Origin of the sequence: Citrobacter sp. C6_1, assembly GCF_014596835.2 — a bacterium.
Lineage (GTDB): Bacteria > Pseudomonadota > Gammaproteobacteria > Enterobacterales > Enterobacteriaceae > Citrobacter > Citrobacter pasteurii.
In genome coordinates, this window is record NZ_CP115031.1 from 179,667 (window position 1) to 192,818 (window position 13,152).

Consider the following 13,152-nt stretch of genomic DNA (forward strand, 5'->3'; position numbering starts at 1 on the left):
CGTTACTCCTCGCGTAACAACTCGACGTAACGGCGGGTAACCGCCGTCAAATCCTGCCCTTCCAGGGGAAACTCAATGCCGCGTGGAACATCGCCGGGCAGCGTTTTCAACAGCGCCAGCCAGCGCGGATCGGCTGCATCAGGCGGTACGGCACGGTAGCTGTCGCGATGTGCAACGGCGGCTTTGACATGGATATACCCAACGGTTGACGCCAGTTTCTGCGCCGCCTGTTCCGGGGAGTCGCCCACCCACAGCCAGTTGCCCATATCGAAGGTCAGAGATATCGGCAGATTTTGCGTCTGGCAGGCTTCGTTAAAGCGCTGCATCGGCTTCAGGCGTCCGCAGGCGGTCTGATCGTTTTCGACAACCAGTTCCATTCCGCTGTTGTCCAGCCATTCACGTAACACCTTGAACTGTTCGGTATGGGAGAAATGGCCGAGGGAGACTTTTAGCCACAGTGCCTGCAGGGCCTGTGCTTCTTCAAGTAGTGCAGGAAGTCGGGGATTGAGGCTACCGTCCTCAAGGAACAACGGCTCAGGCGCTGAGTAACAGGCCAGCAGGCCGAAGATTTCGATAGCAGATGCCACCGTAGACAGCGTGTGCAGCTCGGCGTCGGTCAGCAATTCGCGGCGGATTTCGACGCCGTCAGCACCGGCTTCGGCAATGACGGGCAATATTGCCGTTTGCCCGCCTGCGGCTCGTATCTGCTCGTGGCCGTAGGCGGCAGTGACCACCATAATTTTTCTTTTCATGGAAACTCCAGACTAGCGTTCTTTCTATAACGCTAGATGGAACCGGTTCCAAAGAAAAGCTTATGATGTCGAATTTATGATCACCATCACGAAGGAAATTTAACGGGCGGTAGAGCCGCGAACGATCAGTTCGCCGGAGAAGACCTGTTCCTGAATGGCAGCAGAGCCGCCATCGATCCGGCGTACAACCTGCTCAACGGCGGTGTAGCCAATCTGCCAGGTGGGTTGTTTCAACGTGGTAATACCAACGCCCGCCAGTTCGGCCCATTCCAGTTCGTCAAAACCGAGCAGGCCGATATCGCTGCCCCAGTTAAGGCCAATGCGTTTCAGGGCGCGGGCAACCTGCAGTGTGAGAGCGCCGTTGGCTGAGATAACGGCTTTGCGCATTCCCCGATGCTGCTGGTGAAACTGGCGCAATGTGTCATCGAGTTGCGTATTGTCTGTTAGCGGGACTTCGGCATTTTGCGCGATAACGCCGGGGTACTGTGCGAGGGTGGCGCGAAAAGCGCTCAGGCGCTCGCGGCGGGTATTCACCATACCCAACGGTTCGCTGAGGAACAGAATGGCTTCAAAACCTTGCTCAACCAGATGTTCCGTGGCAACCGTTGCCGCCTGGGTGTTATCCAGCCCGACCATATCACAGGCGAAATCCGGAATTTTGCGGTCAATCAGCACCATCGGCAGCGCAGACTGCTGCAGGCGGTTTAGTCCCTCTTCGCGCATCCCTACGGCGTTGACCACAATCCCTTCGACCTGGTAGCTGCGCAGTAGGTCGAGATAATGCAGCTCCTGATCCACTTCGTTGTTGGTGTTGCACACCAGTGGAGTAAAGCCTTTGTCACGGCAGGCGGCTTCAATACCACTTAACACGTTGACGGAGTAGGGGTTGGTTATATCAGCGATAATCAGGCCAATCAGGCGGGTACGCCCATGTTTCAGGCCTCTTGCCATCAGACTGGGACGGTAGTCGAGATCGGCAATGGCTTGTTCAATGCGGGCCAATAGCGCGTCGGAAAGCAGATGCTTTTCACCGTTGAGATAGCGTGAAATGCTGGTCTTGCCGGTTTTTGCGGCCTTCGCCACATCGCTGATGGTTGCCCGTGTTGATTTGCTCATCGCTGATTTCCCTGAATTTCGTGTGAATACCTTAGCGGGAAAATCTGACGAAGCAAGTAATTTGCCCGGTGGCGCTGCGCTTACCGGGCCTACATGTCGAACGTAGACCGGGTAAGGCGAAGCCGCCACCCGGCTCAACGATTACTGCACAGGACTCAACGTAATCTCTACGCGACGGTTCTGCGCTTTACCTTCCGCCGTGCTGTTGCTGGCGATCGGATTTGACGGACCCATGCCCTGAGTGCGGATACGATTAGCGGCAACCCCTTGCGTGATTAAGGCGCTGGCCACGGAGTCCGCGCGTTGCTGAGACAGACGCATATTCAGATCCTGGCTGCCGGTGCTGTCGGTGAAGCCCAGCACGTTGACGGCGGTTTTATTGTACTCTTTCAGTACCATTGCCACGCCGGTCAGGGTGTTGGCACCAGCAGGTTTCAGGTTGGCGCTGCTGCTGTCGAAGGTGACGTTATTCGGCATATTCAGAATGATGTTATCGCCACTACGCGTCACGCTGACGCCCGTTCCCTGCATTTTGTCGCGCAGTTTGGCTTCCTGCACGTCCATGTAATAACCGACACCGCCGCCAACGGCCGCACCCGCCGCTGCGCCAATCAGTGCGCCTTTACCGCGATCTTTCTTCGAAGAAGAGAGTGCGCCAATGCCCGCGCCGACCAGAGAGCCAATACCCGCGCCAATGCCGGATTTCCCTGCTTCTCGCTCGCCGGTGTAAGGGTTTGTTGTGCAGCCAGAAACCGCCAGGGCGCCGCTCACGATGGCAGCAATAACAAAAACACGTTTCTTCATCTTAATTCCTTAATGACTTTTTTCTTCTTTACCACAGCGACCGTGGCGGTTGATTATGACGTGTGAACATGAAGAAAATTCCAGGGAAGACTCTGAAATTTGTAAGTAACATTGAACGGCATAACAATAAGCCGTCACATCGCATTCAGGAGCGCCATCTTGGCTAATTCACCCGCACATTACCCGGTGTTAACCGCCGCCCACTGGGGACCTGTTCTCGTCGACACCGATGGAGAGACGGTTTTCTCTTCGCGTGGCGCGCTGCCCACCGCCCATCCCAACTCTTTGCAAACCGTGGTGCGCGACCAGGTGCACAGTAAAACGCGGGTACGTTTTCCAATGGTGCGTAAAGGCTTTCTCGCCTCGCCGGAGAATCCCCAGGGCGTGCGTGGGCAGGATGAATTTGTTCGCGTCAGTTGGGACGACGCGCTGAATCTTATCCATACGCAGCATAAACGCATCCGTGACAGCTACGGCCCGGCCTCGATTTTTGCCGGTTCCTACGGCTGGCGCTCTAACGGCGTGTTACACAAAGCGGCGACCCTGCTACAGCGCTATATGGCGCTGGCAGGCGGTTATACCGGGCATCTGGGGGATTATTCGACGGGGGCTGCGCAGGCGATCATGCCTTACGTGGTCGGCGGCAATGAAGTTTACCAGCAGCAGACCAGCTGGCCTGTGGTGTTGGAGAACAGCGAGGTGGTGGTGTTATGGAGCGCTAATCCACTGAATACACTGAAGATTGCCTGGAATGCCTCCGACGAACAGGGGCTCGCTTACTTTGAGGCTTTGCGCGACAGCGGCAAGCGACTGATCTGCATCGATCCGATGCGATCGGAAAGTGTCGAATTCTTTGGCGAAAAGATGGAATGGATTGCCCCGCATATGGGGACCGACGTGGCGCTGATGCTGGGCATCGCGCATACGCTGGTGGAAAACGACTGGCACGACGAGGATTTTCTCGCCCGTTGTACAACCGGATATGATTCGTTCGCTGACTACCTGCTGGGTAAATCTGATGGAATAGCGAAAACTGCAGAATGGGCTGCTGAAATTTGTGGTATTCCGGCAGCGAAAATACGCGAACTTGCGGCAATATTTCACCAAAATACCACCATGCTGATGGCCGGCTGGGGTATGCAGCGTCAGCAGTATGGCGAGCAGAAACACTGGATGATCGTTACCCTGGCCGCCATGCTTGGGCAGATTGGGACGCCCGGCGGTGGCTTTGGACTGTCGTATCATTTTGCCAACGGCGGGAACCCGACGCGCCGGGCTGCGGTGCTGGCTTCAATGCAGGGTAGCGTTAAAGGCGGCACCGACGCGGTGGATAAAATCCCGGTGGCGCGTATCGTTGAGGCGCTGGAAAACCCCGGCGGTTTCTATCAGCACAACGGTATGGATCGGCATTTCCCGGACATCCGCATGCTGTGGTGGGCAGGCGGCGCCAACTTCACCCATCATCAGGATACCAACCGTTTGATCCGCGCCTGGCAAAAGCCGGAGTTGGTGGTTATCTCAGAGTGTTTCTGGACTGCTGCGGCGAAGCATGCCGATATCGTGTTACCCGCGACCACCTCTTTTGAACGTAACGATTTGACCATGACCGGAGACTACAGCAACCAGCACCTGGTGCCGATGAAGCAGGTCGTGCCGCCACAGGCTGAAGCGCGCAACGATTTTGATGTTTTTGCCGAGCTTAGCGAGCGCTGGGAACAGGGCGGTTATGCCCGATTCACTGAGGGGAAAAGCGAACTGGCGTGGCTGGAAACTTTTTACGACATTGCTGCGCAGTGTGGTGCCAGCCAGCAGGTTACACTGCCGCCCTTCGCTGAGTTCTGGCAAAAGAATGCACTGATCGAAATGCCGGAAAACGCCGCCAATACGCAGTTCATCCGTTTTGCTGATTTTCGCCGCGATCCACAGGCGCATCCGCTGAAAACGGACAGTGGAAAAATTGAAATCTATTCTGCAAAAATTGCAGGTTACGGCTATGCAGATTGTGCAGGACACCCGATGTGGCTGGAGCCTGATGAGTGGTTCGGCAATGCCGAACCCGACCAACTGCAGGTGCTCTCTGCCCATCCGGCTCACCGTTTGCACAGCCAGCTCAACTACAGTGCGTTACGCGAACAGTATGCGGTGGCGGATCGGGAGCCAGTGACGATTCACCCGCAGGATGCGCAAGCGCGGGGGATTGCAGATGGCGATACGGTCAGGGTGTGGAACCACCGCGGGCATATCCTGGCGGGTGCCGTGGTGACGGAAGGCATCAAACCTGGCGTCATCTGTATTCATGAAGGCGCCTGGCCTGATTTGGAACCGACAGCTGACGGTATTTGTAAAAATGGCGCCGTCAACGTGCTGACCAAAGATCTCCCCAGCTCGAAGCTGGGGAATGGCTGCGCGGGCAACACTGCGTTGGCGTGGCTGGAGAAGTACAGTGGGCCTACTCTGACACTTACCGCGTTTGATCCACCTGCCAGCCCATAATCCAGGTTGGATGGTGAGTCTCTTCCTGCCATGCGCTGTCTTCAATGCGAAAGCCCAGTGCGTGGTAAAAGTTTACCGCTGATTGGTTCTTCTGGTAGACCTCCAGGCTGAGCAACGAAAAGCGCTGCTGCACATGTTGCACCAGCGCTTTACCGATACCGCTTCTGATGGCGGCAGGCTTGACAAACAGCGCGCCTAAAAAGCGCTCTTCCATCACGCTGGCAAAACCTTTGAGCACACCGTTTTCTTCCCACACCCAGGTTTGCGCGGCGGGCAGGTAGACATCACGTACGATAGGCTCACTCTCACGCCAGTAGCGTTCTTCGATAAACGGATGGGCATGGATCGTGCTTTCCATCCACAGCGCCAGAATCGACGGTAGATCGTCAGCCTTTGATTCACGAATCATGTCGTTCTCCTGGGTAACAGATGCAGCTGGTGACATGATCGTTGACCAGCCCGCACGCCTGCATAAAGGAGTAACAGATGGTGGTGCCGACAAACTTAAACCCACGTTTTTTTAACGCCTTAGACAGCGCATCTGACGCAGGCGTTGAGGTGGGGATATCGCTCAGGTTAGCGGCGCGGGTCAGTTGCGGTTGGTTATCAACAAATGACCAGACGAACTCGCTAAATGACTCTCCATTTTGCGCCATCGTCTGGTAAGCGCGAGCGTTACCGATAATGGCCTGAATTTTTCCGCGATGGCGGATAATACCGGCATCCAGTACCAGCCTTTCTACATCCTCTTCGGTCATCGCCGCAACGGTTACAGGATCGAAGTGGTGAAATGCCAGGCGATAGTTTTCCCGTTTCTTCAGCACCGTTATCCACGACAGCCCAGCCTGCTGGCCTTCAAGGCAGATCATTTCGAACAGCTTTTTACCATCGGTTTCCGGGACGCCCCATTCCTTGTCATGATAGGCAATGTATAGTGGATCCTGACTGACCCAGCCGCAACGCTGCATACTCTTCCTCGCTGTTTTTACTGGCGTAAAAATTTCATTCGGCCCGCCTTGACGCGCCCGCTAAAAAGACAATATTTAATACAGGGTCTCATGTGCCCGATATCCTTTAAACAATGACAATAATATCGCCGAATTCGGCTCTTTTCTGGAGTCGCGTTGATGATTATAAGAAACAGTAGTGGTCGTCAGAGGTTAACTCTGGCGAACGTCATCGTCTGTGCGCTGTTTGCCAATACGGCATATGGCTGGCAACAAGAATATATCGTTGATGCGCTGTCCGGTCATACGTCGGAACGCTATACATGGGACAGCGATCACCAACCACGTTATAACGACATTCTGGAAGAGCGCATTCGCTCCACCCAGAACGTGGCGGGGCCGGTGGTGAATCTGGCGGACCAAACGGCTCTGGATGCGACCAGCGGTATGAGCGTGGGCTGGAATTTTCCCCTTTCCCGTAAGGTGACGACGGGACCCGTCGCAGCCCTGCATTATGATGGTTCAGCCACCTCTACCTACAACGAATTTGGCGACAGTGTGACTTCGCTAACGCTGACCGATCCGATGTGGCATGCCAGCGTCAGTACCCTGGGCTGGCGGGTCGACTCGCAGTTTGGCGATGTACGGCCATGGGCGCAAATCAGTTATAACCAGCAATTTGGCGAGAATATCTGGAAGGCGCAATCGGGTCTCAGCCGCATGACGGCGGCGAGTCAGGATGGTAACTGGGTCGATGTTACTGTGGGTGCAGATATGCTGCTGAATCAGCATATGGCTGCCTATGCGGCACTTTCTCAGGCAGAAAACAGTACGAATAACAGCGATTATCTGTACACGATGGGAGTGAACGCCAAATTTTAACGAAAAAAAGCCTGGATAAAACATCTCTGTTACATGTTGGGATCAATAATCACACGCATTACAGCGATAGCGTGCACTAACTCCGGCAATAAAATTCAGTAACCCGACTTTTTGTCTCGTCATTCATTCCGCAATCCAGGCATTTCATTCCGTCCTGATGGCATTTCATGCCGTTTTCCCCAGGTCATAAAAGCGTTTCGGTATGGTTGTCGGCAGAGAATTTCCCATTTTGTATATGCAGGAAGACTGCCATGAAAACTTCTGATTATCAGCGTACCCGGTGGCTGACACTGATCGGCACCATCATTACCCAATTTGCATTAGGTTCTGTTTATACCTGGAGCCTGTTCAATGGCGCACTCTCTTCAAAGCTCGATGCACCGGTGAGTCAGGTTGCATTTTCCTTTGGTTTGCTGAGTCTGGGTCTGGCGATCTCTTCTTCCATCGCCGGGAAGCTTCAGGAACGTTTCGGTGTGAAACGCGTCACCATGGCATCGGGTATCTTACTGGGTGTGGGCTTCTTCTTAACCGCGCATTCTGACAGCCTGATTATGCTGTGGCTGAGTGCCGGTGTACTGGTTGGCCTGGCTGACGGTGCAGGGTACCTGTTAACCCTGTCCAACTGCGTGAAATGGTTCCCTGAGCGTAAGGGGCTGATTTCCGCCTTCGCCATCGGTTCTTACGGCCTGGGTAGCCTCGGTTTTAAATTTATCGACAGCCAACTGCTGAGCACTGTGGGTCTGGAAAAGACCTTTATGATTTGGGGCGCGATTGTACTGGTGATGATTGTCTTTGGCTCCACGCTGATGAAAGATGCGCCAAACCAGGAAGTTAAAGCCGTAAATGGCGTGGTAGAGAATGACTACACGCTGGCGCAATCCATGCGTAAACCACAGTACTGGATGCTGGCAGTGATGTTCCTGACGGCGTGCATGAGCGGGCTTTACGTGATTGGTGTCGCGAAAGATATCGCCCAAAGTCTGGCAAAAATGGATGTGGCAACAGCGGCGAATGCGGTAACCGTTATTTCTATCGCGAACCTGTCAGGTCGTCTGGTTCTGGGGATTCTGTCCGATAAAATCTCCCGTATTCGCGTGATCACCATCGGTCAGGTCGTTTCGCTGGTGGGTATGGCGGCGCTGCTTTTTGCTCCGCTGAATGAAGTGACATTCTTCGCAGCCATTGCCTGTGTCGCCTTCAACTTCGGTGGCACCATTACGGTCTTCCCGTCACTGGTGAGTGAGTTCTTCGGCCTGAATAACCTGGCGAAAAACTATGGGGTCATCTACCTGGGCTTCGGCATTGGCAGCATCTGCGGGTCAATTATCGCCTCGCTGTTCGGCGGTTTCTATGTCACCTTCTGCGTTATCTTTGCGCTGTTAATCATCTCGCTGGCGCTTTCTACCACCATTCGTCAGCCGCAGCGTAGCGTCTATACCGAGGCTCACGCCTGAATCTATTAGCGGTCTTATTTATACCCGGCGCATATATTTACAAAAATATATGCGCTGTTTGCATTCACCATAAGCACTTTTCTCCTCTCCTGTGGTCTACTTAGCCGCGCCCGTAGACATTTCATCTCTGCTGTTGTCGCATTTTCCCCTGTTTGGTCGATTGACCACTTCACAGGGTGTTTTTATCCCGATTCCCAGGGTTTTTTTGCATGAGATACATTAAATCGATGACGCAGCAAAAGCTTAGCTTCTTGCTTGCGATCTATATCGGTCTGTTTATGAACTGCGCAGTTTTTTATCGCCGCTTCGGCAGCTATGTGCAGGAATTTACCGCGTTGAAAGGAATCTCTGCGGTTGTTGAATTGGCCGGCACCGTGCTGGTTACCTTCTTTTTACTTCGTCTGTTGTCTCTGTTTGGTCGGCGAGCATGGCGCGTACTGGCTACCTTTGTGGTGCTGTGTTCCGCTGGTGCCAGCTATTACATGACCTTCCTGAATGTGGTCATTGGCTACGGCATTATTGCCTCGGTCATGACAACCGATATTGATTTATCAAAAGAAGTTGTCGGCTGGCATTTTATCGTGTGGTTGGTGTCGGTCAGCATTTTGCCGTTGCTGCTTATCTGGAGTAACCGCTGCCGCTATACCCTGCTAAAACAAATACGTACGCCAGGTATGAGATGGCGTAGTGTGGCCGTTGTTCTGTTGGCTGGTTTGATGGTGTGGGCGCCGATTCGTTTACTTGGAATACAGCAGAGATCAGTAGAACGGGAAACCGGTATTGATTTGCCCAGCTACGGTGGCGTAGTGGCAAATTCATATTTGCCTTCAAACTGGCTGTCCGCGCTGGGTCTGTATGCCTGGGCGCAGGTGGATGAATCTTCAGACAACAAATCGCTGATGAACCCGGCGAAGAAGTTTACCTATGTTGCGCCCAAAAACCTCGACGACACCTACGTGGTCTTTATTATCGGCGAAACGACCCGCTGGGATCATATGGGTATTTTTGGCTACGAGAGAAATACTACGCCAAGGCTGGCTCAGGAAAAAAACCTGGCCGCTTTCCGCGGATATTCGTGTGATACGGCAACCAAACTTTCGCTACGCTGTATGTTTGTTCGTGAAGGCGGAGCAGAGGAAAACCCGCAGCGTACGCTGAAAGAACAAAACGTCTTTTCCGTACTCAGCCAGCTAGGTTTTAATACCGATCTCTACGCGATGCAAAGTGAGATGTGGTTTTACAGCAACACGATGGCTGAGAACATCGCATATCGTGAGCAGATTGGCGCTGAGCCGCGTAACCGTGGCAAAACGGTTGACGATATGCTGCTGATCTCTGAGATGCAGCAATCAATCAAACCGGACGATAATGGTAAGCACCTGATTATCCTGCATACCAAAGGCTCGCACTTTAACTACACGCAGCGCTATACCCGTGAGTACGCCCAGTGGAAGCCGGAGTGTGTCAATGTTGACAGCGGTTGTTCGAAAGCGCAGATGATTAACTCATTTGATAACTCGGTGACCTATGTTGACCACTTTATCACCAAAGTGTTTGACCAGCTGCGCGATAAGAAAGCGATTGTGTTCTATGCTGCCGATCACGGTGAGTCGATTAACGAACGGGAGCACCTGCACGGTACGCCACGTAAAATGGCACCGCCAGAGCAGTTCCGCGTTCCTATGATGGTGTGGATGTCTGATAAGTATCTGGAAGACCCCGATCATGCGAAAGCCTTCGCCCACCTTAAGCAGGAGGCTGATATAAAGGTTCCGCGTCGCCATGTTGAACTGTACGACACTATTCTCGGTTGCCTCGGTTATACCTCGCCAAATGGCGGTATAAATGAGAATAACAACTGGTGTCATGTCCCGGACGACAAGAAGGCTGTAGTCCAGTAGTGGGCTGCTGACTTTCTCGCCGATCGAATGGCATTTTGATACTAAGGGATTGACGGGCGTGCAGCTGAGCAGTAAGATGCGCCCCGCATTCGGTGATTGGCGCAGCCTGGTAGCGCACTTCGTTCGGGACGAAGGGGTCGGAGGTTCGAATCCTCTATCACCGACCAAATTAGAAAAGCCCGCTCTTTGAGCGGGCTTTTTATTTTCCGGAATCCACGAGGATGAGAACCTCCGGGGGCAAGAGGTTCGACTCGAGCGGAGCGAGAGAACGTTGCGCCAGCAACGGCCCGCAGTGGCGAGTAATCCTCTATCACCGACCAAATTCAAAACCCTGCTCAGCGAGCAGGGTTTTTTGCTTTGTAGGCCTGATAAGCGCAGCGCCATCAGGCAAAATATTGCAGCATTTTGGCATCGCCGGATGGCGGCGCAGACGCCTTATCCGGCCTACAGGCTCAGTTTCATCCCGGCGTGTATGGTGTTATTCCAACCCCACCTTTGACCTTCATTTTATCTGCAAAAATTGTGCACCACTTCCCACTGACTGTTAACGATTCTGTGACATATTCCATTGCCTTTTTTTATATTTGCTTGAATCTTTTTTTGCGTTACTTATGGCTGAACCCAGCATTTTCCGCTGTGCGTTTTAACGTTCATGGTATTAATCGCTCAGATATGCAGCATGTGTTGAGAAAATTTTCATAATTTGCATAAATGTTAATCACTAAATGTTTCTGAATATGAAGATGTTTATTCTGGCATAGTGCGCGTAGCACAAATTTCCCTGCTGAAAATACCCGCTTGCACTTTTTTTAATCTTTGTTTGCCAATTCTCACCGTTGATGTAAATCGTGGTTACCTGTATTGACGTTTTCACATTCTGTTGACAGATTGTAGGGCATGAGGGGCATTTCATGGAGAATCTGCACTGCAACTCAGTCGCTTATGTGAACGGAATCCCCATCCTCTTAACGCCGACCCGGCCGGGTAAAAAACAAAAAAGGCCAGGCGGTGCAAACCCACTGCAAAGGGTAAAACAACAAACATCACATTTGGAGCAGAAGAATGAGTATTTCCTTGAAGAAGTCAGGGATGCTGAAGCTTGGTCTGAGCCTGGTGGCTATGACCGTCGCAGCAAGCGTACAGGCTAAAACTCTGGTTTATTGTTCAGAAGGATCTCCTGAAGGCTTTAACCCACAGCTTTTCACCTCTGGTACCACCTATGATGCCAGCTCCGTGCCGATCTATAACCGCCTGGTCGAGTTCAAAACCGGTACAACTGAAGTGATCCCGGGCCTTGCTGAGAAGTGGGAAATCAGCGAAGACGGTAAAACCTATACCTTCCACCTTCGCCCTGGCGTGAAGTGGCAGGACAACAAAGATTTCAAACCGACGCGCGATTTAAACGCCGATGACGTGGTGTTCTCTTTCGATCGTCAGAAAAATGCCCAGAACCCGTACCACAAAGTGTCTGGCGGCAGCTATGAATACTTCGAAGGGATGGGTCTGCCAGACCTGATCGCCGAAGTGAAAAAAGTGGATGATAAAACTGTTCAGTTCGTGCTGACTCGCCCGGAAGCACCGTTCCTGGCTGACCTGGCGATGGACTTCGCTTCTATTCTTTCCAAAGAATATGCAGACAACATGCTGAAAGCCGGTTCCCCGGAGAAAGTGGATCTGAACCCAATCGGTACCGGTCCGTTCCAGCTGCAGCAGTACCAGAAAGACTCCCGTATTCTGTATAAAGCATTCGAAGGTTACTGGGGCACTAAGCCTAAAATCGACCGTCTGGTCTTCTCCATTACGCCTGACGCTTCCGTGCGTTATGCCAAACTGCAGAAGAACGAGTGCCAGGTGATGCCGTACCCGAACCCGGCTGATATCGCGCGCATGAAGCAGGATAAAAATATCAACCTGATGGAGCAGGCCGGTCTGAACGTTGGCTACCTCTCTTTCAACACCGAGAAGAAACCGTTTGATGACGTGAAAGTTCGTCAGGCGCTGACCTACGCGGTGAACAAAGAAGCGATCATTAAAGCGGTTTATCAGGGCGCTGGCGTCGCCGCGAAAAACCTGATCCCACCAACCATGTGGGGCTATAACGACGACGTTAAAGACTACACCTACGATCCTGAGAAAGCCAAAGCGCTGTTGAAGGAAGCCGGTCAGGACAAAGGCTTTACCGTTGAACTGTGGGCTATGCCGGTACAACGTCCTTACAACCCGAACGCGCGCCGTATGGCGGAAATGGTTCAGGCTGACTGGGCGAAAATTGGCGTTCAGGCCAAGATTGTGACCTACGAGTGGGGCGAGTACCTGAAACGCGCCAAAGCGGGTGAGCATCAGGCTGTGATGATGGGCTGGACCGGTGACAACGGGGATCCGGACAACTTCTTCGCCACCCTGTTCAGCTGTGCGGCAGCGAAAGACGGTTCCAACTACTCTCGCTGGTGCTACAAGCCGTTTGAAGACCTGATCCAACCGGCGCGAGCGACCGACGATCACAACAAACGTATTGAACTGTACAAGCAAGCACAGGTTGTTATGCACGATCAAGCCCCGGCTCTGATTGTTGCTCACTCCACCGTGTATGAACCAGTGCGTAAAGAAGTAAAAGGCTATGTGGTTGATCCATTAGGCAAACACCACTTCGAAAACGTCTCTGTCGAATAATTAAAAGCAATCAAGGAAGCGCTGCGCCCCGGTATTGTGTAGGCCGGATAAGCGCAGCGCCATCCGGCGTAATGCTTTACCCACGATGCAGTTTGCGTGGGATAAGATTTGTGAGCAATACAGACTCACGGTT

General features: G+C 52.9%; 12 protein-coding genes, 1 tRNA gene and 1 other RNA gene. 9 read left to right on the forward strand and 5 right to left on the reverse strand.

Going from position 1 to position 13,152, the window contains the following annotated elements; genetic code table 11:
* Positions 1-2 precede the first annotated feature (2 nt).
* The 3 genes from IB196_RS00885 to IB196_RS00895 form a co-directional block, all read right to left on the reverse strand.
* Positions 3-752: a sugar phosphate isomerase/epimerase gene (locus IB196_RS00885; protein ID WP_155021703.1), complete on the reverse strand. Its 750-nt coding sequence runs from the start codon at positions 750-752 to the stop codon at positions 3-5.
* 99 nt (positions 753-851) lie between these two features.
* Positions 852-1,868: a LacI family DNA-binding transcriptional regulator gene (locus IB196_RS00890; protein WP_005133828.1), complete on the reverse strand. Its 1,017-nt coding sequence runs from the start codon at positions 1,866-1,868 to the stop codon at positions 852-854.
* A gap of 141 nt (positions 1,869-2,009) precedes the next feature.
* Complete coding sequence (locus tag IB196_RS00895; RefSeq protein ID WP_046670997.1) at positions 2,010-2,672, reverse strand: OmpA family lipoprotein; 663 nt, start codon at positions 2,670-2,672, stop codon at positions 2,010-2,012.
* A gap of 159 nt (positions 2,673-2,831) precedes the next feature.
* Between IB196_RS00895 and IB196_RS00900 the strand changes: the two genes are divergently transcribed.
* Positions 2,832-5,165: a molybdopterin guanine dinucleotide-containing S/N-oxide reductase gene (locus tag IB196_RS00900; protein WP_188231981.1), complete on the forward strand. Its 2,334-nt coding sequence runs from the start codon at positions 2,832-2,834 to the stop codon at positions 5,163-5,165.
* Here IB196_RS00900 and IB196_RS00905 read toward each other — a convergent pair.
* Positions 5,134-5,574 (reverse strand): N-acetyltransferase, encoded by a 441-nt coding sequence (locus IB196_RS00905; protein ID WP_040231624.1) that lies wholly within the window; start codon positions 5,572-5,574, stop codon positions 5,134-5,136. The genes IB196_RS00900 and IB196_RS00905 overlap by 32 nt on opposite strands.
* A complete protein-coding gene (gene tag / locus IB196_RS00910) occupies positions 5,564-6,133 on the reverse strand; it encodes a DNA-3-methyladenine glycosylase I (protein ID WP_040231626.1) in 570 nt (189 codons plus the stop codon). The genes IB196_RS00905 and tag overlap by 11 nt, the downstream gene beginning before the upstream one ends.
* A 159-nt stretch (positions 6,134-6,292) precedes the next feature.
* Between tag and IB196_RS00915 the strand changes: the two genes are divergently transcribed.
* The 8 genes from IB196_RS00915 (at position 6,293) to dppA (ending at position 13,019) form a co-directional block, all read left to right on the forward strand.
* Positions 6,293-6,994 carry an autotransporter outer membrane beta-barrel domain-containing protein gene (locus IB196_RS00915; RefSeq protein WP_005133832.1) on the forward strand — a complete coding sequence of 234 codons (702 nt, stop codon included), beginning with the start codon at positions 6,293-6,295 and terminating at the stop codon, positions 6,992-6,994.
* A 251-nt stretch (positions 6,995-7,245) separates the two neighbouring features.
* Complete coding sequence (locus IB196_RS00920; RefSeq protein ID WP_149691853.1) at positions 7,246-8,448, forward strand: MFS transporter; 1,203 nt, start codon at positions 7,246-7,248, stop codon at positions 8,446-8,448.
* A gap of 209 nt (positions 8,449-8,657) precedes the next feature.
* Positions 8,658-10,349 carry a kdo(2)-lipid A phosphoethanolamine 7''-transferase gene (gene eptB, locus IB196_RS00925; RefSeq protein WP_188231982.1) on the forward strand — a complete coding sequence of 564 codons (1,692 nt, stop codon included), beginning with the start codon at positions 8,658-8,660 and terminating at the stop codon, positions 10,347-10,349.
* A gap of 90 nt (positions 10,350-10,439) precedes the next feature.
* Positions 10,440-10,516 (forward strand) — tRNA-Pro (locus tag IB196_RS00930).
* 34 nt (positions 10,517-10,550) lie between these two features.
* Positions 10,551-10,669, forward strand: a non-coding RNA gene (locus tag IB196_RS00935) — RtT sRNA.
* Positions 10,670-10,754: 85 nt separating this feature from the next.
* The gene (locus IB196_RS00940) at positions 10,755-11,051 is read left to right on the forward strand and encodes a hypothetical protein (RefSeq protein WP_040231631.1); all 297 of its coding nucleotides are present in this window, start codon (positions 10,755-10,757) and stop codon (positions 11,049-11,051) included.
* A 209-nt stretch (positions 11,052-11,260) separates the two neighbouring features.
* On the forward strand, positions 11,261-11,497 hold the full coding sequence (locus IB196_RS00945) for a hypothetical protein (RefSeq protein WP_167335598.1): 237 nt from the start codon (positions 11,261-11,263) through the stop codon (positions 11,495-11,497).
* Positions 11,412-13,019, forward strand: coding sequence for a dipeptide ABC transporter periplasmic-binding protein DppA (gene dppA / locus IB196_RS00950; protein ID WP_040231632.1), 1,608 nt, complete (start codon positions 11,412-11,414; stop codon positions 13,017-13,019). Before IB196_RS00945 ends, dppA begins: the two co-directional genes overlap by 86 nt.
* Positions 13,020-13,152: the final 133 nt, after the last annotated feature.

Bases quoted from the DNA above. Each gene is read 5' to 3' on its own strand.
- IB196_RS00885 (WP_155021703.1), bottom strand. From the start codon at position 752: ATGAAAAGAAAAATTATGGTGGTCACTGCCGCCTACGGCCACGAGCAG.
- IB196_RS00890 (WP_005133828.1), bottom strand. From the start codon at position 1,868: ATGAGCAAATCAACACGGGCAACCATCAGCGATGTGGCGAAGGCCGCA.
- IB196_RS00895 (WP_046670997.1), bottom strand. From the start codon at position 2,672: ATGAAGAAACGTGTTTTTGTTATTGCTGCCATCGTGAGCGGCGCCCTG.
- IB196_RS00905 (WP_040231624.1), bottom strand. From the start codon at position 5,574: ATGATTCGTGAATCAAAGGCTGACGATCTACCGTCGATTCTGGCGCTG.
- tag (WP_040231626.1), bottom strand. From the start codon at position 6,133: ATGCAGCGTTGCGGCTGGGTCAGTCAGGATCCACTATACATTGCCTAT.
- IB196_RS00915 (WP_005133832.1), top strand. From the start codon at position 6,293: ATGATTATAAGAAACAGTAGTGGTCGTCAGAGGTTAACTCTGGCGAAC.
- IB196_RS00920 (WP_149691853.1), top strand. From the start codon at position 7,246: ATGAAAACTTCTGATTATCAGCGTACCCGGTGGCTGACACTGATCGGC.
- eptB (WP_188231982.1), top strand. From the start codon at position 8,658: ATGAGATACATTAAATCGATGACGCAGCAAAAGCTTAGCTTCTTGCTT.
- IB196_RS00945 (WP_167335598.1), top strand. From the start codon at position 11,261: ATGGAGAATCTGCACTGCAACTCAGTCGCTTATGTGAACGGAATCCCC.
- dppA (WP_040231632.1), top strand. From the start codon at position 11,412: ATGAGTATTTCCTTGAAGAAGTCAGGGATGCTGAAGCTTGGTCTGAGC.